18 protein-coding genes and 1 pseudogene are annotated in these 25,417 nt (G+C 70.9%); 8 read left to right on the top strand and 11 right to left on the bottom strand.

Annotated features, from left to right (window positions below; translation table 11 throughout):
- Positions 1-27: 27 nt before the first annotated feature.
- The gene (locus NI17_RS21795; protein ID WP_068690121.1) at positions 28-1,170 is read right to left on the bottom strand and encodes an acetyl-CoA C-acetyltransferase; all 1,143 of its coding nucleotides are present in this window, start codon (positions 1,168-1,170) and stop codon (positions 28-30) included.
- Between the two features lie 275 nt (positions 1,171-1,445).
- On the opposite strand from NI17_RS21795, the gene NI17_RS21790 reads away from it, so the two are divergent.
- Both NI17_RS21790 and NI17_RS21785 read left to right on the top strand, forming a co-directional pair.
- Positions 1,446-1,616, top strand: a complete 171-nt coding sequence (locus NI17_RS21790) for a hypothetical protein (protein ID WP_170163072.1) — start codon at positions 1,446-1,448, stop codon at positions 1,614-1,616.
- 102 nt (positions 1,617-1,718) lie between these two features.
- On the top strand, positions 1,719-2,726 hold the full coding sequence (locus tag NI17_RS21785; protein ID WP_068690119.1) for a YihY/virulence factor BrkB family protein: 1,008 nt from the start codon (positions 1,719-1,721) through the stop codon (positions 2,724-2,726).
- Between the two features lie 87 nt (positions 2,727-2,813).
- Here NI17_RS21785 and NI17_RS21780 read toward each other — a convergent pair.
- From NI17_RS21780 to pdxH, 4 genes and pseudogenes are all read right to left on the bottom strand, one after another.
- A pseudogene (locus NI17_RS21780) lies at positions 2,814-2,969 on the bottom strand (amino acid--tRNA ligase-related protein); the annotation flags it as partial.
- Positions 2,970-3,400: 431 nt separating this feature from the next.
- Positions 3,401-5,656, bottom strand: coding sequence for an ATP-binding SpoIIE family protein phosphatase (locus NI17_RS21775; RefSeq protein WP_068690117.1), 2,256 nt, complete (start codon positions 5,654-5,656; stop codon positions 3,401-3,403).
- Positions 5,657-5,845: 189 nt separating this feature from the next.
- Entirely contained in the window at positions 5,846-6,556 is a 711-nt protein-coding gene (locus NI17_RS21770) for an iron-dependent transcriptional repressor DtxR (protein WP_068690115.1), read from the bottom strand.
- Positions 6,557-6,810: 254 nt separating this feature from the next.
- Positions 6,811-7,476: a pyridoxamine 5'-phosphate oxidase gene (pdxH, locus tag NI17_RS21765; protein ID WP_068690113.1), complete on the bottom strand. Its 666-nt coding sequence runs from the start codon at positions 7,474-7,476 to the stop codon at positions 6,811-6,813.
- 140 nt (positions 7,477-7,616) lie between these two features.
- Between pdxH and NI17_RS21760 the strand changes: the two genes are divergently transcribed.
- On the top strand, positions 7,617-8,723 hold the full coding sequence (locus NI17_RS21760) for a citrate synthase 2 (protein WP_068690111.1): 1,107 nt from the start codon (positions 7,617-7,619) through the stop codon (positions 8,721-8,723).
- A gap of 43 nt (positions 8,724-8,766) precedes the next feature.
- Here NI17_RS21760 and NI17_RS21755 read toward each other — a convergent pair whose 3' ends face one another.
- On the bottom strand, positions 8,767-11,994 hold the full coding sequence (locus NI17_RS21755; RefSeq protein WP_147416961.1) for a type 1 periplasmic-binding domain-containing protein: 3,228 nt from the start codon (positions 11,992-11,994) through the stop codon (positions 8,767-8,769).
- 230 nt (positions 11,995-12,224) lie between these two features.
- Here NI17_RS21755 and serC point away from each other — a divergent pair, with 230 nt between their 5' ends.
- Together serC and NI17_RS21745 are read left to right on the top strand one after the other, a co-directional pair.
- Positions 12,225-13,346: a phosphoserine transaminase gene (gene serC / locus NI17_RS21750; RefSeq protein WP_068690105.1), complete on the top strand. Its 1,122-nt coding sequence runs from the start codon at positions 12,225-12,227 to the stop codon at positions 13,344-13,346.
- A gap of 95 nt (positions 13,347-13,441) precedes the next feature.
- A complete protein-coding gene (locus NI17_RS21745; RefSeq protein ID WP_068690103.1) occupies positions 13,442-14,437 on the top strand; it encodes a glycerophosphodiester phosphodiesterase family protein in 996 nt (331 codons plus the stop codon).
- Positions 14,438-14,533: 96 nt separating this feature from the next.
- Here NI17_RS21745 and NI17_RS21740 read toward each other — a convergent pair whose 3' ends face one another.
- The 5 genes from NI17_RS21740 to NI17_RS21720 all read right to left on the bottom strand — a co-directional run bounded on the left by NI17_RS21740 (position 14,534) and on the right by NI17_RS21720 (position 19,998).
- Positions 14,534-15,589: a hypothetical protein gene (locus tag NI17_RS21740; protein ID WP_068690101.1), complete on the bottom strand. Its 1,056-nt coding sequence runs from the start codon at positions 15,587-15,589 to the stop codon at positions 14,534-14,536.
- Positions 15,590-15,953: 364 nt separating this feature from the next.
- Positions 15,954-16,505 carry an RNA 2',3'-cyclic phosphodiesterase gene (thpR, locus tag NI17_RS21735; protein ID WP_234401814.1) on the bottom strand — a complete coding sequence of 184 codons (552 nt, stop codon included), beginning with the start codon at positions 16,503-16,505 and terminating at the stop codon, positions 15,954-15,956.
- Positions 16,502-17,779, bottom strand: a complete 1,278-nt coding sequence (locus NI17_RS21730) for an MFS transporter (protein WP_068690388.1) — start codon at positions 17,777-17,779, stop codon at positions 16,502-16,504. Before NI17_RS21730 ends, thpR begins: the two co-directional genes overlap by 4 nt.
- A gap of 131 nt (positions 17,780-17,910) precedes the next feature.
- Complete coding sequence (locus NI17_RS21725) at positions 17,911-18,363, bottom strand: MarR family winged helix-turn-helix transcriptional regulator (RefSeq protein ID WP_068690097.1); 453 nt, start codon at positions 18,361-18,363, stop codon at positions 17,911-17,913.
- Positions 18,364-18,522: 159 nt separating this feature from the next.
- Positions 18,523-19,998: an NCS2 family permease gene (locus NI17_RS21720; protein WP_084012518.1), complete on the bottom strand. Its 1,476-nt coding sequence runs from the start codon at positions 19,996-19,998 to the stop codon at positions 18,523-18,525.
- Between the two features lie 132 nt (positions 19,999-20,130).
- On the opposite strand from NI17_RS21720, the gene NI17_RS21715 reads away from it, so the two are divergent.
- The 3 genes from NI17_RS21715 (at position 20,131) to NI17_RS21705 (ending at position 25,412) form a co-directional block, all read left to right on the top strand.
- The gene (locus NI17_RS21715; RefSeq protein ID WP_068690095.1) at positions 20,131-20,484 is read left to right on the top strand and encodes a DUF2530 domain-containing protein; all 354 of its coding nucleotides are present in this window, start codon (positions 20,131-20,133) and stop codon (positions 20,482-20,484) included.
- A gap of 45 nt (positions 20,485-20,529) precedes the next feature.
- Positions 20,530-22,014, top strand: coding sequence for a DUF7059 domain-containing protein (locus NI17_RS21710; protein WP_068690094.1), 1,485 nt, complete (start codon positions 20,530-20,532; stop codon positions 22,012-22,014).
- A gap of 338 nt (positions 22,015-22,352) precedes the next feature.
- Complete coding sequence (locus tag NI17_RS21705; protein ID WP_369974988.1) at positions 22,353-25,412, top strand: sacsin N-terminal ATP-binding-like domain-containing protein; 3,060 nt, start codon at positions 22,353-22,355, stop codon at positions 25,410-25,412.
- The last annotated feature ends 5 nt before the right edge of the window (positions 25,413-25,417 follow it).

The raw sequence follows: 25,417 nt of genomic DNA, 5'->3' as shown, positions 1-25,417 counted from the left end.
GGCGGCCGCCCCGGAAGGGACGCGGGGTCAGACCCGCTCGACGATGGTGACGTTGGCCTGTCCGCCGCCCTCACACATGGTCTGCAGTCCGTAGCGTCCGCCGGTGCGGTGCAGTTCGTGGACGAGTTTGGTCATGAGGACGGCTCCGGTGGCACCCAGCGGATGGCCCAGCGCGATGGCGCCGCCGTTGGGGTTGACCTTGGCGGGATCGGCGCCGAGTTCCGCCGTCCAGGCCATCGGGACCGGGGCGAACGCCTCGTTGATCTCGGTGACGTCGACGTCGTCGATGCCCAGTCCGGCCTTCCGCAGCGCGATGCGGGTGGCGGGGATGGGGGCGGTGAGCATGTACACCGGGTCGTCCCCGGTCAGGGCCAGTTGCACGATCCGCGCCAGCGGGGTGAGGTTGTGCTCGGCGACGGCCTGTTCGGAGGCGATGAGCAGCGCGCTCGCACCGACCGAGATCTGGCTGGCCACGGCGGCGGTCAGCGCCCAGCCCTCCCGCAGCGGTGGGAGGGCGGCCATCTTCTCCAGGGAGGTGTCGGGGCGCACGCCCTCGTCCCGGCTGACTCCGGCCAGTGGCGCGATCTCGGCATCGAAGCGGCCCTCCTCGATCGCGGCCGCGGCGCGGCGGTGGCTCTCCAGCGCGTAGCGCTCCAGTTCCCCGCGCGTGTACCCCCACTTCTCGCACATCAGCTGCGCGCCACGGAACTGGGAGATCTCCTGGGTGCCGTACCGCTCGGTCCAGCCCTCCCCGTAGACCGCCAGCCCGTTGTCGACGGCGAACTGCGCGTTGGCCCCCATAGGGACCATGCCCATGTTCTCCACGCCCGCGGCGACGACAAGATCCTGGGTGCCGGACATGACGCCCTGGGCGGCGAAGTGCACGGCCTGCTGCGAGGAGCCGCACTGCCGGTCGATGGTGACGCCCGGCGTGCTCTCCGGCAGCCCCGCGGACAGCCACGCGGTACGGGCCAGATCGAGCGCCTGCGGTCCGACCTGGGTGACGCAGCCCATGATCACGTCCTCGACCGCGGACGGGTCGACTCCGGTGCGTGTGACGAGCTCCCTGAGCACGTGGGCCCCCAGGTCGGCCGGGTGCACCGCCGCGAGCGCCCCCTTCCTGGTTCCAACCGGGGTGCGTACGGCTCCGACGATGTATGCCTCGGCCACGGTTCCTCCTTGTCGGCGCGGTGAGACCTCTGTACCGAACGATATTCGGTTCTGGTGGCGGGGCAAGCCCCGGTGACGTGCCTCTTCACCGGTCGTCGCCGACCGCGTCCGGTGGGTATGAATCCGCGGTGGACCGCCTCCGTGGCAGAAGCCCCAGCGGGACACCGGATACGGTCGTCCCGGGGGTTCTCGCCGAACCGGGAAGGGGACCGCGGGTCACCGTCCGGGTCGGCGAACGCCACACCCCCTACGGAACTCAGCGGAAGGGTCACCTCATGAGCGGCGCGTACGACGGCGCGATCCTCCTCGGGCTGCTGGTCATCTTCGTCGTCCTCGGAGTCCGCTGGCTCCGCAAGCGCGTGCAGATCCCCTGGACCACAAGTGGGATCGCGGTGTTCTTCGTGGTCCTGGTCCTGCTGCTGTGGGCCTACCAGACCACCACCTGACCGGGGGCGCGTCCCCGGGGGTTGTCCCGCCCCCACCTCGTGATTCATCGGTTCCTCCCGGGGCAGTCGTCGCTTACAGGACGAGAGGACAGGGGAGCTGGGATGAGCGAGCGCACCTCCGCAACGAACAAGCCCTCGACCACCTCGGACGGCGCCGCCAAACCTGACTCGTTGGCCAAGCTTCCGGCGACGTCGTGGTGGGCGTCGCTGAAACGCACGGTCGTGGAGTTCAAGGAGGACAACCTGACCGACCTGGCCGCGGGACTGACCTACTACGCGGTGCTGTCGGTCTTCCCCGCGTTGCTGGTCCTGGTGTCGCTGCTGGGCCTGGCCGGGCAGGAGGCCACCAACGCCATCGTGGGCGAGGTGAGCGCGGTGGCGCCCGAGGCGACCGTGGACATCATCACCGGTGTGATGCAGAACCTCCAGGCCAACCAGGCCGCCGCCGGACTGTTCGGTCTGGTCAGCCTCGCCCTGGCGGTGTGGTCGGCCTCCGCCTACATCGCCGCCTTCATGCGGGCCTCCAACGTGGTCTACGACATCCGCGAAGGACGGCCGTTCTGGAAGACCCTGCCCATCCGGGTCGGCGTCACCCTGCTCCTGCTGGTGCTGGTGACCATCAGCGCGCTCGCCGTGATCCTCACCGGCGGAATCGCCGAGTGGGTGGGCGGTCTCCTGGGACTCGGCCCGGTGGCCGTCACCGTCTGGGACATCGCCAAGTGGCCGGTCCTGGTGCTCCTCGTGAGCTTCATGATCTCGGTGCTGTACTGGGCCGCGCCCAACGCCAAACGGCCCTTCCGCTGGATCAGCCCGGGCGGTCTGCTGGCCGTCCTGATCTGGCTGGTGGCGTCGGCGGGGTTCGCCTTCTACGTGGCGAACTTCGGCAACTACAACCGCACCTACGGCAGCCTCGCCGGTGTGGTCATCTTCCTCATCTGGCTGTGGATCTCCAACATCGCGATCCTGCTGGGCAGCGAGTACAACGCGGAGATCGAGCGGAGCCGGGCGCTGGAGACCGGGCAGCCGATCACGGTGGAACCCTACGTCGAGCCGCGTGACGTGCCCAAGCCCCGACCGTTCCACGGCGGTCCCCACGACAGTCCGGGGTGACCTCGACACCGGGAACACCGAACCGCGTCGTGGCGTCAGGGACAGGCGAGCCCCGGGAGGTGACCCGGGGCTCCCCCACTGTCGGAGTCAGTTCTCGGCCGGTCTGACGAGCGGGAGGAGGATGGTCTCCCGGATGCCCCTGCCGGTGAAGGCCATCAGAAGGCGGTCGATCCCGATTCCCACTCCGGCGGTGGGCGGCATCCCGTACTCCAGCGCCCGCAGGAAATCCTCGTCCAACTGCGACGGTACCGCCTGATCCCCGGCCGCGCTGACTGGCTGCAGCGGCCGGGCTCCCAGATCCCGAACCGGTGGAAGGAGCACAGCACCAGGTACCGCGCCGGCTGTTCTGCGGTCGCCGCCGGGGGTGCGAGAGGGATTAGACAGCACCCGTGGCGAGGGAGGTTAAGCGCACGCAGAGCCTTCCAATCCCCCAAGCCCACCTGGAGGGTGCCGGGCCTCCCGGCCAAAGGTCACGTGCCACCTGACAGGTCCCGCCCGCCCGACCTGGTGGACCGGTGTTTCACCGCCGCGGGGCGCAGTGCCTGTCGATCCGTTACAGCGAGCACCTGGAAGAGGGCGGAGTGGCCCGCTCGGTTGGGTCGGTCGCCGACACTTGCGACAACGCGATGGCCCCGGGGCCCGGCGTCACGGAGAACCGGCCCCTGGGGTCGAGATCACCCGCCGTCGTTCTCCGTCCGGTGCATGGGCATCTGGAACCACACCGCCTTGCCGTCGGGGGTGGGCCGGGAGCCCCAGCGTTCGGCCAACTGGTCGACCAGGTAGAGGCCGCGGCCGCCCTCGTCGTCGGCTCCCGCGGTGCGGATGCGCGGCAGTCTCAGGTCGTGGTCGAAGACCTCCACCCACACCGAGGACGCGCCCCTGCGCAGCCGCAGCAGGAACTCGCGGCTGACCGGCGCGGGCTCCTCGGCCTGCTCGGCCTCCTCCAGCAGGTCCGACCAGTCCTCGTCGAACTCGTCGAACCCGTCCAGCGAGAGCTGGTCGTCGGAGTCCTTGACGCCCTCGTCGGTGAACTCGCGGGTCACCGGGTGCGGCGTGGCGTGGATAACCACGTTGGTGACGATCTCCGAGACCAGCAGGCAGGCCAGCTCGGCCTGGTCGCGGTCCATCCCCCACTCCTTGAAGGTGTCCGCGGCCAGGTGCCGCGCCTCGGCCACCGTGGGCGCCTCGGCGGCGAACCACTCCTGCTTCAGCGCCAACTCCTCGGAGTGGGAGCGCACCACCAGCAGGGCGGTGTCGTCGTCGGTCTCACCGGGGACGGCCTTCTCGGCCGCCTCGACGATCTGTTGGACGTCCTTGTCGGCGACCTCGCGGATCCGCGCCTGCAACCGCTGCAGTCCCTCGGTCACGTCCACCACGCCGCCGAGCGGTCGGCGCGCCACCAGACCGTCGGTGTACAGCAGCAGGGTGGCCCCCGGGGGGAGGGTGAGGACGTCCTGCCGGTACACCGAGTCACCCGGCACACCCTTGGGTCTGACTCCCAGCAGTTTGTCCCGGATCGCCAGTTCCAGGTCGTCGACCTTGCCGTCGCAGATCAGCAGCGGAGGCTGGTGGCCCGCGTTGGCATAGGACAGCTCCCGCGACCAGGCGTCGTAGGCCATGTACAGGCAACTGACGCTGGGCACCCAGGTGCCGCCCTCGTCGTCGGGGCGGCCGAGTCGACGCACCCATTCGTCGAGTTCCCGCAGGATCTCGGCGGGCTCCCGGTCGGCCTGCGCGAACGCCCGCAGCGCCGCCCGAAGCTGACTCATGACCGCCGCCGCGTGCGGACCGCGTCCCTCGACGTCGCCGATGACGATCCCGACCCGCCCGGCCGACAGCGGGATCACGTCGTAGAAGTCCCCGCCGACCTGGGTCTGGATGCCCTGGCCGTAGGACTCCAGTGGTTTGGCGGGGAGGTAGTCGTGCGCGATGGACAACCCGTCGAACTGGGGGAAGTCCCTGGGGAGCAGACTGCTCTGGAAGGCCAGCGCGGTGTCGCGCTCCTCCTCGAACAGGCGGGCGTTGTCGATGGCCACGGCCACCCGGGAGGCGATCGCGCCGACCAGGTCACGGTCGAAGCTGTCGTAGTCGGTCTTGTCCCGCGAGGTGAGACCGGACAGGGCGAGGGTGAGCACGCCCAGCGTCTCGCCCCGGGCGCGCAGCGGCGCGGCGATGACCGACGTCACCCCCACCTGTTCGGAGACCCGCACCGAACGCCGGTTGGGAAAGACCCCGCCGGGATTCGAGTAGTCGCTGACGACCACCGTCTCCATGCGGCGCAGTGCCTTGCTGACGAAGTGCCGCTCCGGGTAGTGGACCTCCTCGCCGACGTCGGGCCAACTGCCCGGAGGCGGGGTCCATCCCTCTGCGTGCACCGAGACGCGGCGGATCATCCGCTTGCGGTCGTACAGGTCGACGAAGCAGTGGTCGGCGAACTGGGGGACCAGGATCTCGGCGACGGCCTTCACCGTGGCCTCGAACTCCAACGAACTGGCCAGCCGCCGTCCGATGCGGTCCAGCAGGCCGTACTGCTCCTCGACCCGCCCGCTGCGCAGGGCCTCGTTGGCGAGGATGACCACTCCGTCCACCGCTCCGGAGGGGTGCTTCAGGGGGACCGCGCTGGCTCGGAGGTGCACCCAGGTGGAGTCGCCGCGCAGTACGGCGAAGGCGCCCTCCCAGGTGTCGCCCTTGAGGACCCTGCGCGCGAGTTGGGCCAACTGTTCGTGGTCGGCCTCGTGGATGCCGATGTCCACGAGGGGAACTCCGAGGTGTCGGCTTCCCCCGTCGAGACCGAAGAGCTTGCCGGCGTAGGCGTTCCAGTACCGGAGATTACTGAAGCGGTCCGTCACCACCACGGCGATCTGCACCTGGTCCAGCACCTCGGCCCCGGACAGTGCGTCGTCGTAGAAGGCTTCCCCCCACCGCTTCATCGCGCAGCCACCTCGCCGTCACGGACCGTACTGACAATGACCGACGAGACCCGCATCGTCCTCCGTTGGACAAGCACACCCGGCTTGGTTCTTTCCGGTCCACGCCATGTGGCGAGGGTAGCAACTGCGGGGAAGTATCCGCAGAGCAATGGGCGATCTCGTGGACCGTACGCGGGATCCGCGCTCCGACTAGGACCTGGTGACGAAAATATGAGTGGCGACCTGCCGGGACAGTTCGGTCGACTCGCCATCCTCGCGGCTACCACCAATCACTCGCACACCGTCATCGCTCGCGACGAGCGTCACTTCTCTCTCGGGTTGTACCCCGGCGCGTTTGAGGGCGAGCATGACATCGGTATCACTCTGCACCTGTTCGCTGATGCGGCGGACCGTCACCGTGGCGGGCGCCTCGGACAGCACCTCGGTCATGGGGACGATGGAGTGGCTCGCGAACGGTTCGGGCGAGTAGTCCTCGACCCCCAGTTCGTCCAGGCCGGGAATCGGGTTGCCGTGCGCGCAGGTCCACGGGGCCTTGAGGAGCCCGATCAGGCGCTCCTCCACGGCCTCGGAGATCACGTGCTCCCACCGGCACGCCTCGACGTGGACGTCCTCCCAGGGCAGGCCGATGACGTCCACCAGCAGCCGTTCGGCCAGCCGGTGCTTGCGCATGACATGGGTGGCCAGACGGCGTCCCTTCTCCGTCATGACCAGGTGCCGGTCGTTCTCCACGCGGAGCAGGCCGTCGCGTTCCATGCGCGCGACCGTCTGGCTGACGGTGGGGCCGCTCTGGCGAAGACGCTCCGCGATACGAGCGCGCAGCGGCACGATCCCCTCTTCCTCGAGTTCGAAGATCGTGCGGAGGTACATCTCCGTGGTGTCGATGAGTCCGTGTGCGGTCAAGGCTCCCTCTCCCCTTCTGGGCCCGGTTGAGAGCGGCCAACGGCAGTTGTCTCAACACGGGCCAGTGCGCGCCTGTTCCGGGATCGCACGCTCAAGTGAGGGTGTATGCCAGCCGTGAGCCTGAAACACGCATCTGACCGTGGAAACGGCCACCGTCCACGTCAATCATAGCGTGACAGGCTCCACCACTTTTTCGAAAAACGTGACCTATACCACTTAACAAATTGGTGAATTCCCCGGCAGAGCGGTGTTTGTCAGGGGGAGAGCCGGTCGATCCGCCACTCCCCGTCGGCCGCGGTCCCCGAGGTCAGCAGGTAGCGGAAGCGGTCGTGCATCCGGTCGCTCTGCCCCTGCCAGAACTCCACCTCCTGCGGCACCAGCCGGAACCCGCCCCAGTAGGCGGGCCGGGGCACCGCGCTGCCGGGGGGCCAGACCTCCGCGAACCGCGCGTACAGCCGGTCGAGTTCCTCCCGGCCGGCGACCGGCGACGACTGGTGCTCACTCGCCCACGCGCCGAGCTGCGACCCGTGGGGACGCCGCGCGAAGTACGCGTCGTTCTCCTCGTCGGTGAGCCGTTCGGCACACCCGCCCACGATGACCTGACGCCTGATCGGATGCCACGGGAAGACCACGCAGGCACGCGGCTCCTCGGTGAGCGCCCGCCCCTTGCGCGACCGGTAGTTCGTGAAGAACCGCAGGCCGTGACGGTCGTACCCCTTCATGAGCACGGTCCTGGCGCGCGGCATGCCGGTGGGCTCCACCGTCGACAGCACCATCGCGTTGGGCTCCGCCAGCCCTGACCTGCGCGCCTGTGTGAACCAGGTGTGAAACTGTTCCATGGGGTGCGGAGCGAGGTCACGACGGCGCAACGGGCGGCCACCGTACGATTCGCGCAGCTCAGCGGGGTCAGAATAGTCCACAGTGGTGCATCCTCACACGATCTGTGGGGTAGTTGCCAGCAGTGGGCGGACCGTTAACGGCACCTCGCATGTCAGTAAAGAATCCCGGACCGGTTCAATGGATTACCAATCCGAGGACCGAGGAGACGGAGGAAGCCGGTATGTCGGACTTCAAACCCGGGCTCGAAGGAGTCGTGGCGTTCGAGACCGAGATCGCCGAACCGGACAAGGAGGGCGGTGCTCTCCGCTACCGGGGCGTCGACATCGAGAACCTCGTCGGCCATGTCACCTTCGGGCGCGTGTGGGGGCTGTTGGTCGACAACAGCTTCGCCCCCGGACTTCCCTTCGCGGACCCGATCAACATTCCGGTCTCGACCGGCGACGTGCGCGTCGACGTCCAGAGCACGCTGGCGACCCTGGCACCGCTGTGGGGCTTCAAGCCGCTTCTGGACATCGACGACGCGGAAGCGCGCGACAACGTCGCCCGCGCCGCCTCCGCTGCCCTGTCGGTGATCGCCCAGTCCGCCCGGGGGGACCAGCCCAAGGTTCCCCAGAGCCGTGTCGACGAGGGAAAGACCGTCGTCGAACGGTTCATGATCCAACTCCGTGGCGAGCCCGACCCCCGCCACGTCAAGGCCGTGGACGCCTACTGGACGTCCGCCGCCGAACACGGCATGAACGCGTCCACGTTCACCGCCCGCGTCATCGCCTCCACCGGCGCCGACGTGGCCGCGGCCCTCTCCGGAGCGGTCGGCGCCATGTCGGGTCCGCTGCACGGCGGCGCTCCGGCCCGCGTCCTGCACATGCTGGACGAGACCGAGCGCATCGGCGACGCGCGCAAGTACGTCACCCAGGCTCTCGACAGGGGCGAGCGTCTGATGGGCTTCGGCCACCGCGTCTACCGCGCGGAGGACCCCCGGGCCCGCGTCCTGCGCCGCACCGCGAAGGAACTGAACGCGCCCCGCTTCGAGGTGGCCAGCGCCCTGGAGACGGCCGCGCTGGAGGAGCTGCACGCCCGCAAGCCCGACCGGGTGCTCGCCACCAACGTGGAGTACTGGGCCGCGGTCGTGCTGGACTTCGCCGAGATCCCGGCGTCGATGTTCACCTCCATGTTCACCAGCGCCCGCACCGCGGGATGGTCGGCGCACATCCTGGAGCAGAAGCGCACCGGCCGCCTCGTGCGTCCCAGCGCCAACTACATCGGTCCCGCCCAGCGCGACATCAACACCGTCGAAGGCGCGCAGGAGGCCCTCTCCGCGGGCGTGTAGCCCCGCCGTTCCGCTGGACCCCGTGGCCGCCAGGACACGGGGTTCACTCCGTTTCGGGGGTCTCCAGGCAGTTGGGCCCCCCGCCCCGCCGCTGGTAGGTGATCGACCCGCACGCCGCGACCACGTGCGGTCGCCCCTCGGCGTCCACCTGGACCAACTGCACGAGCTTGTCCTCGTACCAGTACCCGGTGCCGACCTCCCCGAAGTCCAGCGCCCCGCTGATCCCGACCTGCCTGCCGGTCTGCTGGATCGCGGGGAACACCACCGCCGCCGCCTCCCCGGCCCTCCCCGGGTCGCCCCACGGCAGATCGGTGCTGTCGAGGGCGCGCGAGACCACGTCCAGGGTGTCGTGGGCCATCACGGCGTGGGCGATGGAGGGGGTGTCGGCGTCGAGTTCCTCGGTCAGGTCCGCCAGGTTCTCGTAGAAGGCGGGAACCTCGTCGTTCTGCGCCCCGGGGCTGCCCCAGACCCCGTCCGCGGCCAGGGGCGTGTAGTAGACGGAGATCCGGTCGTGGACGCCGCTCAGCCGGTCCGCGTTGTCGGTGACGTACTGGGCGACGTCGTCGCCGCCGAGCACCGTGATCCCGTCGGCGCACCTGTTCTCGTCGTAGAGCCGGTCGAGGAGGACTCCGAAGTTGGCGGAGCGTCCGGCGTAGTAGACGAGGTCGGGCGGGTCGGCGCAGATCCGCTCGACCACGGTGTCCAGGGACTGCCCGCCGTTCCGCTCGTAGGGGATGACGCCGTTGGCCCTGTAGGCCAGTGCGCCGAGGGCCTCCGTCCCGGCCCGGCCTCCCCCGGCGAGGAAGTGGTCCATGAACTTGTTCGCCAGGTCCTCCCCGTAGCTCTCGGTGCTGGTCGTGTCCGCGACCGCGACCGCCGTCCCGGTCGCGGGCAGTTCCCACGTGCCGTCCGCGTCGGTGCTCGACGCTCCCCGCAGCGCCCATTCGGCGGCCTGGCTGCCCAGCCGGGTGTTGGAGGGCGCGATGGGGAAGAAGAAGTCGCTGTAGGAGCCGTGCAGCGCGGCGATGTCGTCGAAGGTCGCGGTGCTGGAGACCATCGGCAGCGCGTACCTGGAGAGCACCTCGATCGTCTCCGTGGTCGTGGTCAGACTCTGCCCGAAGCCGACGGCCGCCACGATGTTCTCCTCGCGCGCCCGGCGGCCGATCCGCTCGGCGACCGCCGTTCCGTGCCGCCATCCGGGGCCGGTGTTGGCGATCAGCAGGCGGATGCGCGGGCTGCCCTTGTCCGGGGCGTCGGCGTTGTGGCGTTTCTGCCGCAGTGCCAGGCCGGTCAGCTCTCCCAGGACCCCGGCGAGTCTGCTGTTGCTCGCCTCGGTGTCGCTCACCGACAGTTGGCCGAGGTAGACCACCGTGACGTAGGGGGTCCTCGCGGTGACGACCCCGTCGTTCTGCTCCTTGATGCGGCCCTGGACCGCTGCGAGGCGCTCGTGGAAGACGAAGGACCCGTCGGTGTAGCCGACGCAGTCCCGGCGGCCGTTCTCGCCCCGGACCTCCCACACTCCGGGATCGGTCAGCAGCGGGCGCCAGCACCTGCCGTTGAACAGGTCCATCAGGGTGGCCGTGCCCGCCAGGAGCAGCAGGACGAGCAGCCCGGCGACCGTGGTGGTCAGGGCCTCCCGCCACCGTTTGCCGGGGGTGGGCTCCCCCTGCACGACCCCCCTGACATTCCGGTGGTGGCGTTCCCGGTCGCCGGCCTCGGGTCCGATGTCGACGGAGACCGTCCGCTCCGGCCCCAGGTGGGTGCACCGACGGCGTCGCTCGACCCAGGTGGTGACCGCTTCCCTGGCGGAACCGGTGTCGCGGTCGGCCAACGGGGTGGGGTCGGGGACGACCGCGACGACGACCAGGGGATCCGGGGCGTACTGCTCGGCGCGGACCCGCTCGATCAGGTGGACGAGGTCGGCCTCCCGGGCGGAGGTGTCCCGCCCGCCCTTCCAGCGGGTGGCGTACCGGTCCGCGATCAGGACCGGACGGTGGAACCTCGTGCGGTAGCGGTGCCGTTCGGGGTAGGCCGCGGTCAGGTCCTCCAGGACCGCGTTGACCAGGAGCAACCGCAGGGCCCGCGCGTCGTCGCGGAGCGTGTCGATCCGGTCCGCTCCGAAGCCGCTCCCCGAGTGCGCGGACCTCAGCCGCCGGTAGGTGAGCCCGATGTGCTGGGCGACGGCGCGGTGGCCCACCAGGAAGTGCGAGTCCCCCTCGTAGCGGAGGTAGGGCTGACGGGTCAGCCACCGGTAGGGCCGCCACGGCCGGCTCAGGCACAGGTGGACCAGAGCACGCAGCAACACCAGGAACAGCAGGATCAGAACGGTGAAGACCTGCTCCAGGGCCTCCAGGTCGGGGATGTTCTGCACCCCGAGCAGCAGGGACAGGCCGAGGAGGAAGTTGATGCACAGGCCCAGCGGTGTCACCACCCACTGGTCGAACCGGTCGAAGCTGATCCCGTTGCCCGCGCCGTTCGCGCCCAGCCGCCGCAGCAGGCCGTTGATCAGGTTGTACAGCCCCGTGTAGCCTCCGCGAGCCAGTCGGACGACACCGTCCAACCCCTTTCCGCCCGGTTCGCCGAACCAGCGCAGAACCGACCGCGGCGACTCCGGGGAACTCCGGTCCGCGCCGACCGGCGTGTGTCTTCGGTCATCGCGTCTTCTCTCGGTTCTCTCCCACAGGGCTTCGGTGATGTCCAGGGGGTTCAGATAGTTGGCGGGCGGTCCGGTGTCCTCCTGCTCCCCTTCCCGGTCCTGTTTCCGCTGCCATCCCCACCTGCCGTCCTCGCGGAACACCTCGAACAGGGTGAGCAGGGACTCGGTGCGGGGAAACTCCAGCGGCCCGGGAGAACGTCGGTGAGGGTCGTCAACCTTCCTGCCGCGGTGCTCCCGCAGCCCGTTGACCAGCTTCGCCACGTCGTCCTCGGTCCGCCGCACTGCGGCGTAGGCGGCGGGGGCCGCGTCCGGTTCCGCGCTCCCCTCCCCGGTCTCGCAGCGGGAGAGCACCGCGACAGGCTGGTTTCCGCTGCGCTCCACCAGCATCGCGGTGACGGTCTCGGCGTCCGCCTCCGACGCCGTCCGCAGTTCGATCACCGGAAGCGGACGCTGCTCCCTGACCGTTTCGCCGGTCGACAGGTGTTTCCAGGGGCGGCGGCGCCGGATCAGTCGGCCGGCCCTTGTCCGGTTGCCGAACAGTCGGCGGCTGTCGAGCGGAGCGCGGAGGTCGTCGTAGAGGTCGAGAAACTCGGGTCTGTATCCCTCGTCTCCCACGGGAGTGTCCGACCGGGACTGGTCCGAGGTCACGAATACGTGCCCTTTCTGGGACGCGCTTTCCGGAAAAGCCAATTCTTCTCGCACGGCGCGTTCCACACCAGACCGGTGACGGAATTGCAACTCTACGTTTTCTCGCAAAACGTCCGGACGGTCACCGCCGCCGAGGGGTCCCTCCCGGTTCGGCCCCTCGCCTGCGCGGAGACGGTCCGGCCGAGTAGGCTGGCCGGGTGACCGAGATCCACATTCCAGAGAACATCCTGCCCGGTGACGGCCGCTTCGGCTGCGGCCCGTCCAAGGTCCGTCCCGAACAGCTCAACGCCCTGGCCTCCTCGGGTGCCGCCTACCTCGGCACCTCGCACCGCCAGAAGCCGGTGAAGTCGCTCGTCGGCCGGGTGCGCTCCGGACTCGCCGACCTGTTCTCCCTGCCCGACGGCTACGAGGTGGTCCTGGGCAACGGCGGCACCACCGCGTTCTGGGACATCGCCGCGCACACCCTGGTGCGGAACAAGGCCCAGCACCTGTCGTTCGGCGAGTTCTCCTCCAAGTTCGCCAAGGTCACCAAGGGCGCTCCGTGGCTCGCCGAGCCCACCGTCATCACCGCCGAGCCGGGCACCTACGCCCCGCCGCGGGCCGAGGCCGGGGTGGACGTCTACGCGCTCACCCACAACGAGACCTCCACCGGCGTGGCCGCGCCGATCAGGCGGGTGGCGGGCGCCGACGACGACGCGCTGGTGCTGGTCGACGCCACCAGCGGCGCCGGCGGCCTGCCCGTGGACATCAGCGAGACGGACGTCTACTACTTCGCGCCGCAGAAGTGCTTCGCGGCCGACGGCGGACTGTGGATCGCGATCATGTCGCCCCGGGCGCTGGAGCGCATGGCGGAGATCGCGGCGGCCGACCGCTACGTCCCGGAGTTCTTCTCCCTGACCACCGCGGTCGACAACTCCCGCAAGGACCAGACCTACAACACCCCGGCCGTCGCCACGCTGCTGCTGTTCGCCGAGCAGATCGAGTGGATCAACGGCCAGGGCGGCCTGGACTGGGCGGTGCGCCGCACCGCGGAGTCCTCGGGCGTCCTCTACGGCTGGGCGGAGAAGTCCGAGTACGCCACCCCGTTCGTCACCGACCCCGAGCACCGCTCCCAGGTCGTGGGCACCGTCGACTTCAGCGACGAGGTCGACGCCGCCAGGGTCGCCGCGGTGCTGCGGGCCAACGGCATCGTCGACACCGAGCCCTACCGCAAGCTCGGCCGCAACCAGTTGCGCATCGGCATGTTCCCGGCGATCGAGCCGGACGACGTGCGCGCGCTGACCGAGTGCGTCGACCACGTGGTCGGCGAACTCGGCTGAGCCGACCCACCACACCGCAGTCCCTGTCAGCCGGTCCGGAAGATGTCCGGGCCGGTCGGCGTTTCCGCAGCACGGATTCAGGAACGGTCTCGGTCATGCGCAGGAACAAGCGGCTTCCGCACATCAAGATCATCTCGCACCGGGGCGCGTCGGGGCACCGCCCCGAGCACACGCTGGCCTCCTACGCGCTGGGAGCGCGCTACGGCGGCGACTTCATCGAGGTGGACCTGGTCGCCACCAAGGACGGACACCTCATCGCCCGGCACGAACCGGAGATCGGGCACTCCACCGACGTGGCGTCCCGCCCCGAGTTCGCCGACCGCCGCCGCACCCTGACCATCGACGGCGAGGAGGTCACCGGGTTCTTCGCCCAGGACTTCACGCTCGCGGAGATCAGGACGCTGCGCGCGGTGGAGCGGCTGCCCGAGGTGCGCCCGTACAGCGCCGAGCACGACGGCGAGTACGGGATCCCGACCCTGGAGGAGATCATCGACCTGGCCGTGGAGCTGACCGCGGAACTGGGTCGGCCGATCGGGATCTACCCGGAGACCAAGCACCCCGCCTACCACGAGTCGGTCGGCCTGGAGTTGGAGCCGCCGCTGGTCCGACTGCTGCGCGAGCGCGGCCTGAGCGGTCCCGAGCCGCGCGTTCCGGTGTTCCTCCAGTCCTTCGAGGCCGACAGCCTGCGCAAGCTGCGGGAACTGGAGGTGCCGCTGGTGTTCCTCATGGGCGCGCGGGAACCGTGGCTGCCCTACACCACCCCCGGGGGCCTGGCCGAGGTCGCGTCCTTCGCCGACGCGATCGGCCCGGTCAAGTCCCTCGTCGTACCGGTCACCGACGAGGGGACGCTGGGCGATCCCACCTCCCTGGTCGCCGACGCCCACGAGGCGGGCCTGCTGGTGCATCCGTACACCTTCCGCAGCGAGAACCACTTCCTGCCTCCGGCGCTGCGCTCCGGCGACGACCCGACCGCCTACGGGTCCTTCGCCGCCGAGTACGAGGCGTTCTTCGCGGCGGGCGTCGACGGGGTGTTCACCGACCACTCCCGGCACGCGTTCCTGGCCCGGGAGGTGTTCCTGGAACAGGGCTGACCTCCGGGAAACGGCCCGTTCCCAAGCGCCGACCTGGTCGCCGGGTCGGCGCTCTCCCGTTCCGCCGAGTTCCCGCCCGGCGCGGACCGGTAGCGGCTAGCCCCTGCGCGCCAGCCAGACGATGGCGAGGATGACCACGCCCGCCACGCCCGCACCGAGGAGAATGAGGCTGCCCGCGCCGCCTGTGCGGGGTTCGGCGGCCTGCTGCGCGACGGTGGGGGTGCTCTCGGGCTCGGTGGAGGAGACCGGTACCGGCATCGCCTCGGGCAGCGGCATCCGCCACACCGGGCTGTGCACGCCTTCGCTGCCGACCAGCAGCGCGTTGCCGTCTCGGGTGAAGGTCAGCGACTCGCCCTGGTCGCTCTCGGGAAGCGTCAGGGTGGCGATGCGCCGCCCGGGCACCCCGCCGGAGGCGTCGTAGACGGTCACGTTCCAGTAGGTGCGGATGGCGTAGCGGGAGCCGTCGGGGGAGAACGCGGCGTCGGTGGCGAACAGCGGGGCCGTGCCGACACGGGTGAGGGTGTTGGCGCCGTCGGGGTCCGGTTGTTCGGGGGCCGCGTACAGGCTGCCCGCGACCTCCTTGGAGACGACGTAGAGCCGGTTGTCGCGCGGGTCGACGAGCAGCCCCTCGGCGTCCCGGCCGCCGTCCTCGTAGGTGAGGGTGAACGTGGTGGCGGTGACGGTCTGGTCGACGAGGTCGCGCGGTTCGGGAATCCGGTAGACGCGCACCTCGGGCCAGCCGCCCTGGAAGTTGTCGCCGATGTCGGCGACGAAGATCGCGGGCTCCCCCTCGTCGTCGGCGCCGATCGCGACGGCCTCCCAGTCGCGGATCGCCACGCCGTCCCCGACGAGTCGGACGGTGGCGACGGTGTCGCCGTCGCTGTCCACGGCGTACAGGACGGGGCCGTAGTCGGGGCCGCTGTCGTTGTGCGTCCAGTACACGTCCTCGTGGCGGTGGGAGGCGGCGAGCCCGCTGGATTCGGCGATCCGCGGGTCGCTGAGGGTGAAGGCGACCCCGGTTCCCGCGGGGACCTGTTCACCCGCCGAGACGTCGGGCGACGCCGGGTCGATCTGCTCGGGGGCGGCGGCCCCGGTGACCACGGGAGCCCCCAGGAGCACGGCTGCCAGCCACACGCGGACGCCTCTTGTCATGGGGCCCATCCTGCCACCCGGTTCCGCGCGGAAGACACCTCCCACAACCCCCCGGAGGGAGCAGGGCGTTCCACGGAACCCCCCAGGGACGAGAAACCCCGGATCGGCCGCGTGCGGTCGAGGCGCCGGAGCGCCGGATCCGCACGCGCCCCCACGGAGGGACGGGGGCGAGGACGCCCCGCGCACCCGCGAGGACCCCGCGCCGCTGTCAGGACTGCAGCAGCGACCCGACAACCACGATCAGCACGATCACCGCGAGCACCGTGGGCAGGAGCCAGCGCTGCTTCCGATTGTTGGTGAGCATGCTCATGGGGCGGCTGCTTTCTGCGAACTCTGGTCCTCGGACCGGCCGGGCCGGTGCCCTTCAGGCTAGTTCCCAGGTGGCGATGGTCTGGTACCGGGGGGTGCCGCCCAGTCGGCTGCGCACCAGGTGCACCTCACCCGCCTCCCAGGGGTCGGTGGCCAGCGCGTCCAGGCGGGCGCGCGGGGCGGTGAGGTTCGTGGTGATCCGGGCGCGGGCCACGGTCACGTGCGGGGTGAAGCGGCGCTTCTCCACCGGGACGCCGAGTTCGGCGGCGGCGTCGCGCAGGTCGGTCGCCAGCGCGGTCAGCTCCTCGGTGTCGCCGCCCAGTCCCGCCCACAGCACGTGGGAGCGGACCGGCTTCGTGGGGAAGGTGCCGCCGCCGGTCAGGCTGAGGGTCATCGCCGGGTGGCGGGCGACCACGCGCGACAGCGCCCCGGCCACCGTGTCGACCTGCTCGTCGGGCACCTCCCCGAGGAACAGCAGGGTCACGTGCCACTGCTCGCGGGGAGTCCAGCGCAGGCTGCGTGCCGTGGGGCGCGCGGACTCCACCGCCGCGCTCAGCTCGTCGAGTGCGGCGGCGGGCGGGACGACAGCGGTGAACAGGCGCATCATGCCTCCTGGTCGGACCGCGGTGACTCGGCGGCGCTCCTCCGGGTCACCTCGACGAAGGGTCGGTGCGCGGTGAGGCGCACCCCGACCCCGAGCCTACGTCCCAGGATGGCGGTGACCGCGGCGGCGACCAGGGCACTCACCGCACCGCCGACGACCATGCTGACCGCGGGGCCGAAGACGTCGGCGAGCACGCCCACGATGGGTGCGCCGATGGGCGAGACCCCGAGGAACACCAGCATGTACATGGCCATGACCCGGCCGCGCATCCCGGGCTCCACGTTGAGCTGGAAATAGGCGTTCATCGAGGTGGTGAAGGTCATGAAGCAGATGCCCATCGGCACCAGCGCCAGGAGGAAGGGCACGTAGCCGGGCATGAACCCGGCGACGATCTGGAGCACCCCGAACAGGAACGCGCCCAGGACCACGGTGCGCAGCCGGGGGGCCTCGCGCCGGGCCGCGAGGAGCGCCCCGCTGAGCGCGCCCACCGCGAGGAAGGTCGCGGCCAGGCCGAACGCCTCCGCGCCCGTCCGGAAGACGTTGTTGACCATGAGCGCGAGCTGGGTCTGGACGTTGGAGCCGAACAACTGCACGAAGGCGATCATGGCGAGCAGCAGCGTCAGGTCGCGGCGGCCGGCGATGTAGCGCAGCCCCTCGCGGACCTGGCCCTTGGACCGGGACGCGGGATCACCGGTGTGGAGTTCCTCGGGCCGCATCATGAGCAGGCCCGTGATGACGGCGACGAAGGAGGCCGCGTTGATCAGGAAGACCGGACCGCTGCCGACGAGGCCGATGAGCAGTCCCGCGACGGCGGGACCGACGACCCGGCCGAGTTGGAAGCCGGCGCTGTTCAACGCGACCGCGTTGGGCAGGTCCTGCCGTCCCACCATTTCGATCACAAAACTCTGGCGGACCGGGTTGTCCACCACGGTGACCAGGCCGAGTCCCAGTGCGAACACGTAGACGTGCCACACCTCGGCGGTGCCGAGCGTGGCGAGCACGCCGAGGCCGAGGGCGAGCAGGCCCATCAGGATCTGGGTGGCGAGGAGCAGGCGACGCTTGGGGAACCGGTCGGCGAGCGCGCCGCCCCACAGGCCGAGAACGAGCATGGGCAGAAACTGCAGGGCGGTGGCGATGCCGAGCGCCACGCCGCTGCCGCCGCTGAGTTGCAGGACCAGCCATTCCTGGGCGATGCGCTGCATCCAGGTGCCGCTGTTGGAGATGACCTGGCCGACCGCGAAGAGGCGGTAGTTGCGGATGCGCAGCGACCGGAACATGCTGTGGCGGCGTCCGGTCTCCTCCGCGCCGCCGGTGTGGGTGTCCTGTTCCGTACGGGTGTCCGAAGCGGGTGTGCTGGTGGTCGTGGCGTGTCCCTCCTCCGCGTCGTCACACGTCCCCTCATCCCCGGTCACGACTGACTCAACCGGTCCATGATCTCCGCCGCCCTGCGCAGGACGTCCTTCTCCTCCGGACTCAGCTCCGTGAGGCGCTGGGTCAGCCACGCCTCCCGGCGCTGGTGGTCGGAGTTCACCAGGCGGGTGCCCTCCTCGGTGATCTCCACCAGTTGCTGGCGGCCGTCCTCGGGGTGCCGCATCCTGCGGACCAGCCCGCGCGCCTCCAGCGCGGCGACGATCCGGGTCATCGACGGCGGCTGCACCTTCTCGTGGTCGGCGAGCGCGCCGGGCGTCATCGGTTGTCCGTGTCGGGCCAGGGTGAACAGCACCGACCCCTGTCCAAGGGACAGGGAGGAGTCGGGCCGCTGCGCGCGCAGCCGCCGGGCCAGTCGCCCCACGGCCATGCGCAGCACCGCGGCCAGACCGGCGTCGGTTCCGGTCTGCGGGGAAGTGTCGGGATGGTTCATTAGCATGGCTCATTACTCTTGCTAACGATATCTCGTGGGGAGTCGTTTCCACGAGGCTCTGTGAGAAACCCGACCCGCTGCCGCGGGGGGTGCGGACACGCGTCCGGCGTTCCGCCTCTCCGGAGAGGCGGAACGCCGGACGTCGGCATGACACCGGGGTCAGCCGATGAGGTCCTGGATCGGGGCCTCGGCGAAGTGGATCAGGAAGATCACGGAGACGAGCAGCATCAGCGGGTGCACGTCGCGCCAGCGGCCCTGCACCAGGCGGATGATCGTGTAGGCGATGAACGCAACGCCGATACCGTTGGCGATCGAGTAGGTGTAGGGCATGACCACGACGGCCAGGAAGGCCGGGATGCCGATCCCCAGGTCGGTGAAGTCCACCCGGACCACCTGGGTCATCATCATGAAACCGACGACGATCAGCACCGGGGTGGCCGCCTCGAAGGGCACCAGGCTGGTCAGCGGCGTGATGAACAGGGTCCCCAGGAACAGCAGACCCGTGACGATCGGCGCGACGCCCGTGCGGGCGCCCTCGCCGACACCGGCCGCGGACTCGGCGTACGTCGTGGCCACCGAGGCCGAGCCGAGACCGCCCGCGACGGTGCCGAGAGCGTCGGCCACGAGCACCCCCTGCGAGTTGGGCACGTTGCCCTCCTCGTCGGTGAGCCCCGCCTGGTTGGCCACCCCGACCATGGTGCCCATGGTGTCGAAGAAGTCCGCGAGCAGGACGGTGAGCAGCAGCATCAGGACCGTGGCGATGCTCACGTTCTGCCAACTGCCGAGCAGGTCGAACTGGCCGACCAGGCTGAGGTCCGGCAGCGACACCAGGTCACCGGCCGAGGTGGGCACCTGGGGAACGGTCAGCGACCAGCCCAGCGGGTTGTTCTCGTCCCGGGGCCCGACATTGGCGAACACCTCGATCACGATGCCCAGAATCGTGGCGAAGACGATGCCCAGAAGCATTGCGCCCTTGACCCGGAGCACCAGCAGGGCGATGGTGATCACCAGTCCGACGATGAACACCAGGATCGGCCAGCCGTCCAGATAGCCCGATCCCACCCCCAGTTGGACCGGGGTGCCGGCGCCGGAGCGCACAAAACCGGCGTTGACGAAGCCGATCAGGGCGAGGAACAGGCCCACCCCGACCGCGATCGCGCTCTTGATCCCCACGGGGACGGCGTTGAAGACCGCGTTGCGGAAGCCGGTGAGCACGAGCACCAGCATGATGACGCCCTCGATGACGATGAGGCCCATCACGTCGGCCCAGGTCATCACGGGCGCCAGGACGTAGGCGACGATCGCGTTGAGGCCCATGCCCGCGGCGATCGCGAAGGGGTAGCGGCTGATGACGCCCATCAGCATGGACGTGACCGCGGCGACCAGCGCGGTCACCGCGGCAACCTGCGGAATGCCCAGGGTGTCGCCGTTGACGTCCGGAGCGTTGCCGATGATCAGGGGATTGAGGACGACGATGTAGACCATCGCGAAGAACGTGGCCATCCCGCCGCGGATCTCACGGGAGAAGTCCGAGCCACGTTCGCTGACGTGGAAGTAGCGGTCGAGGGTTGCGAGAAGACCGGTGCGCTTGGGTGAAGGCACCGTCTGGGAGGCGGTGTCAGAGGTTTCGCTCACTCGCTCTAATCTGACAGGCCCCGGTCACGGTGAAACATCGGATAAGTTCCGAGTCTTCACATGTCAGCGGCCCACGGTCGAGAGGCCGCACGGCCAGCGACGCCCCCTTCGCCGATCGTCTAGCCTGGAAGCGTGCGCAAACCCCGGAAGCCCGATCCCGAGGTCCACGAGTCCGACTACCGCGTTCCCGCGGCGGTGGGGACCGCGGCGTGGACCGTCGCCCTGATCGTGCTCCTCGTCCGGGGCGACCGGCTTCCCGCGGACGACCGCTGGTGGATCTGGGTCTGCGTGACCGGAATCGCTCTGGGCGTGTTCGGTTTCTTCTACATCCCCCGCCTGCTGCGCAGACGCGCCGAAGCCGAGGAGCGCCGTCGCGACCGGCACTCCGCCGGACTCCCCGCCGGTTCCACCGCTCTTCCGGGGCCGGACCGGCAGGAGCCCCGGAAGGAAGCCCGCGGGGAGGTCTCGGAGCAGCCCCGCCACTGACCGGACGGGCTCCCCCGCAGCGGGAATGTCCCCGATAATGAGCAGGTGTCCGAAACGCTCCGCCCTCTGCCACCGCACCTCGCCGACCGGCTCCGCGGCACCCTGCTCGACGCCGACTACACCGTCTCCGGTGTCCGCGACCGGCTCGGGGACACCGCGGCGCGGGCGCTGGCACGGGAACAGTTGATCCCCGCGCTGCGCGCGACCGGCGGCGAGGAGCGCCTCGGAGTGCTGCTGCGCCTGTGGTGGCTGGGCGAGCCGGTGCCGGAGACCGCACTGCGCGCCCTGCCCCTCGCCGAACTCGCCGAGGCCCGCCTGCTGACGGTGCGCGACGGCCGGGTGCGCGCCCTGGTGCATCTGAAACCGTGGGAGCTGTCCGACGGCCGCCCCGGCTACGTCGTCTCCGACCCGACCGTGCGCCCCGGTCGGGGCCGCCCCCGCCCCGACCACGTGGTGGGGGCGGGCGGCGCGTCGACCACCCTGGCCCGGCTCATCGTCGACGGCCCGATGGAACGCGCGCTCGATCTGGGCTCGGGCTGCGGCGTGCAGTCGCTGCACCTGGCCGAGCGGGCGAACCGGGTGTACGCCACCGACGTCAACCCGCGCGCCCTGTGGATGACGCGGGTGAGCTGCGCACTGTCCGGCATGGACAACATCGAGACACGTGAGGGGTCGCTGTACGAACCGGTCGGAGAGGAGCGGTTCGACCTGATCGTCTCCAACCCGCCGTTCGTGATCACCCCCGGTTCGGCCCGCTACACCTACCGGGAGTCGGACCTTCCCGGCGACTCCGTGTGCGCCGAGATCGTCGCGGACGCCCCCGCGCACCTGACCGAAGGCGGCTGGTGCCAACTGCTCGCCAACTGGATGCACGTCGACGGCGAGGACTGGCGCGACCGTGTCGGCGGCTGGGTCGCGGGGACGGGCTGCTCGGGCTGGGTGGTCCAGCGCGACGTGCAGGACCCGGCCGAGTACGTGGAGCTGTGGCTGCGCGACTCCTGCGAGCAGGGCAGCGCCGAGTACACGGCCCGCTACGACGCCTGGCTCGACTACTTCGAGCGCGGGGGCATCAAGGGCATCGGCTTCGGGTGGATCTGCCTGCGCAACGACGCGGCCCAGGACGCCACGGTGCGCGTGGAGGAGTTGCGCCACGAGATCGACCAGCCGGTGGGACCGTACCTGCCGGAGGTGGTGAACGGGGCGATGACCGCGCACCGCCTCACCGACGCGGCCCTGCTGTCGGCGCGGGTGGCGCCCGCTCCGGGGGTCCGCGAGGAGCGGATCAGCGTCCCGGGCGCCCCCGACCCGGAACGGATTCTGCTCCGCCAGACCGAGGGCCTGCGCCGCGCGGCCCAGGTGGGCACGGTCGAGGCCGCGCTGGCGAGCGTGTGCGACGGCACGATCCCGGTCGGGCCGCTGCTGGACGCGATCGCGGAACTGACCGGCCAGGAGTCGGCGGTGCTGCGGGAACGGACCCCCGCCGTGCTGCGCGACCTGATCGCGGAGGGCTTCTTCCGCGTGGCCCGCTGAGCGCCTTCTGGGACAGCGCCGCAGCTCACTGAGGTTTGAGTACTGGGTTCTGCGGTGGGCGCGGGGGTCTTCGCGGAGAAACCGGGGGAAGGCGAGGCATTCCGCACCGGCCCGTCCGAGGACAGGGCTGGAATACCCTGGGCCGATCGGCCGACCCGTCTTCTCCGCACAGCCGGTGTCCGTCGCCGAGGCGGCCGTCGAACCTCAGTCAGGCCCTCCCGGAGGCCCGCACCGCTTCCCCGGGCCCTCGGGGTTTTCACCGAGCGGGGACACGGTAGGGGTCCATCCGTCGGAACCGTCGCATACGGTGGTGCCGCACCGGCTCTGGGAGGTCCGCCTTGACACACACGATGGCCGACCCGTTCGGCGTGACCGAACTGCGCAGGAGGGTCCTGGACGGCTGGGCCGACTCCCCCGCGCGCTTCCGCGAGGACGCCAACGCCGAGGAGGACTACGCGCTCGGCGGCTACCGGGACCGGGTGGTCGTGGAGTTGGCGCAGAACGCGGCGGACGCCGCCCAGCGCGCCGGGGTCCGGGGGCGGCTGCGCCTGGTCCTGCGCGGCCGGGAGTTCACCGCCGCCAACACCGGCGCCCCGCTCACCCCCGAGGGGGTGGAGTCGCTATCCACCCTGCGCGCCTCGGCCAAACGCGACGCCGCGGCCGTGGGCCGCTTCGGGGTCGGGTTCACCTCGGTGGCGTCGATCAGCGACGACGTGGTCATCGCCTCCCGTGGCGGCGCGGTCCGGTGGAGCCGGGAGCTCGCCGCCGCCGCGGTGCGCGGCGAACTGGTGGACGCGGGGCGGGCCCGTCCCGAACTCGCCGAGGAACTCGTGCGGCGCGGCGGGCGGGTGCCGCTGCTGCGGCTGCCGTTCGCCGACGACGCCCGACCGCCCGAGGGCTACGACAGCGCGGTGACGCTGCTGCTGCGCGACGCCGACGCGGGCGCGCGGCTGGCGCTGCAACTCGCCGAGGCCGGTCAGGCGCTGCTGCTGGCCCTGCCGTGGCTGGCGGAGGTGGAGATCGACGCCGACGGCCAGGTCCGCTCACTCCACTCCTCGCCCGGCGCGGACGGCCGGGTGGCCGTCCGCAGCGTGGACGCCGGGGGCGAGCACGTCACCCACTGGCACACCCTGACCCGTTCGGGCCGGTTCACGCCCGAGGAGCTGGCCGACCGCCCCACCGAGGAACGCGACCGCCGGGACTGGTCGCTGACCTGGGCGGTGGCGCTCGATTCGGCCGGAGGGGCGGCCGAGCTGCCCGCGGACGTGCCGCACGTGGTGCACGCGCCCACTCCCAGCGACGAGGAACTGCACGTCCCGGCGCTGCTGATCGGAACGTTCCCGATGACCCCGGACCGCCGACGCATCGCTCCCGGGACCGCCGCCGACACCCTCACCGATGCCGCGGCCGCCGCCTACACCGAACTGCTGTGCCACCTGGACGCTCCCGCCACCTGGGACCTGATCCCGTTGGAACGCCTCGGCGGCGGCGAGTTCGACGCCCGTTTCCGGGCCCGCGTGACCCGGCTGCTGCCGGACACGCCCTTCTTGAGGACCGTCGCGGACGCGCCCATCCGCCCCCGCGACGCGGTGGTCGTCGAAGGCGGCGGCGACCTGCTGGACGTTCTGGGCGACCTGGTGCCCAACGCGCTGCCCGGCGACTGGAACCTGCGCCACCCCGGACTGCGCGCGCTGCGGCTGCGCCGGATCGGCCTCGCCGATCTCGCCGACCTGCTCGGCGACCTGGACCGGGAGCCCGCCTGGTGGGCGCGGCTGTACGCGGCGCTGCGCGAGGCCGGGCGGCACGGCGCGGACCTCGGCGAACTGGGGGCGCTCCCGGTGCCGCTGTGGGACGGACGGCTGGTGCGCGGGCCGCGCGGGCTGCTGCTGCCCACCGGACCGTCGTTCACGGCGGGGACGCTGGACGCGGAGGCGCTGGTGCCGCTGGGACTGCGGATCGCGCATCCCGAGGCGGTCGACCCGCTGCTGGTCCGGCTCGGCGCGATCGAGGCGAACGAACGCGCGGTCCTGACCGACCCGATGACCAGGGCGGCGGTGCAGCACTCGCTGGACTCCGACGATCCCGACGCGATCGCCCAGGCCGTGCTGGAACTGGTCGCCGCGTCGGCCACGACGATCGAGGACGAGCCGTGGCTGGCCGAACTGGCGCTGCGCGACGCCGACGGCGACTACTCGCCCGCCGCCGAACTGCTGCATCCCGACAGCCCGCTGCTGGACATCCTCACCGACGACGCGCCCTTCGGGGTGCTCGCCGACGACCTGGCGGAGTCCTACGACGCCGAGGTCCTGGAGTCGGTGGGCGTGGTCCGGCTGTTCATCGTGCACCGCGCCCACGACGTGACCCTGGGCGCGGCACTGGAGGAGAGCCTCGACGAGGTTCCGCTGGACGGCGTGGCGGAGTGGGCCGCCGAGATCTCGGCGCTGCTGGGCCGCCCCGAACTGCCTCCGGTCGTCCCCGAACTGGTGGGAGTCCGCGACCTGGAGTTCGTCCGCGAGGACCGCTGGCCGCAGGCGTTGGAACTGCTGGCGGCCCCCGGCCCCCGCGCGGCCGTGATCGAGCCGACCCGGGTGCTCACCGGAGACGGCCGCGCGGTGGACGTGCCCTCGTACACGGCGTGGTGGCTGCGCACGGGTGCTCTGCTGGGCGACCACGTCCCCGTGGAGCTGCGCGCCGCGGACGCCGATCCGGCGCTGACCGGTCTCTACGACGAGATTCCCACGGAACTGGACCGGGAGTTCGCCCGCGCGTTGGGGGTCCGCACCGACCTGACCGAACTGCTCGCCGCCCCGGACGGCCCCGACGACCTGCTGGACCGGCTGGGCGACTCCGGGCGGTCGGTGTCCCGCGCGTCGCTGCGCCGACTGTGGGCGGCGCTGGCCGAGGTGCCCGCCGACGGGGTGTCCCCGCCGGAGCGGGTGCGGGCGGTGCAGGACGGCTCGGTGGTGGTCGCCGACGCCGAGGACACCGTGGTGATGGACGCGCCCGACCTGCTCCCGCTGTTCACCGGCCAGCCGGTGGTGCTGGGACCGGTCGACCGCGCCGCCGACCTGGCCGACGTGCTCGACCTGGACCTGGCCTCCGAGACGGTCGAGGGCCGGATCACCTCCTCCGGGGAGGTCCGGCCGGTCCCCGACGAGGTGCGGGTGTTCCTCGGCGGCGCGCCGCTGACCTACCTGCACCACGCGGAGCTGCGGGTGGACGGCGTCGAGGTGGAGTGGCGTTCCGTGGGCGGCCACCTGCACGCCTCGACCACCGACGGTCTGGCCCGCGCCCTGTGCTGGGCCACCGGCCAGTGGTCGCGCCGCCACCTCATCGCCGCCCTGCTGCGCGACCCGCAGACCCTTCCGGTGCTGCGCGCCGAAGTCGACCTGGAGTGACGTCC

The organism is Thermobifida halotolerans, assembly GCF_003574835.2.
Lineage (GTDB): Bacteria > Actinomycetota > Actinomycetes > Streptosporangiales > Streptosporangiaceae > Thermobifida > Thermobifida halotolerans.
The sequence above is the reverse complement of the archived record's forward strand: the minus strand, read 5'-3'. Positions and strand labels throughout refer to the sequence as shown.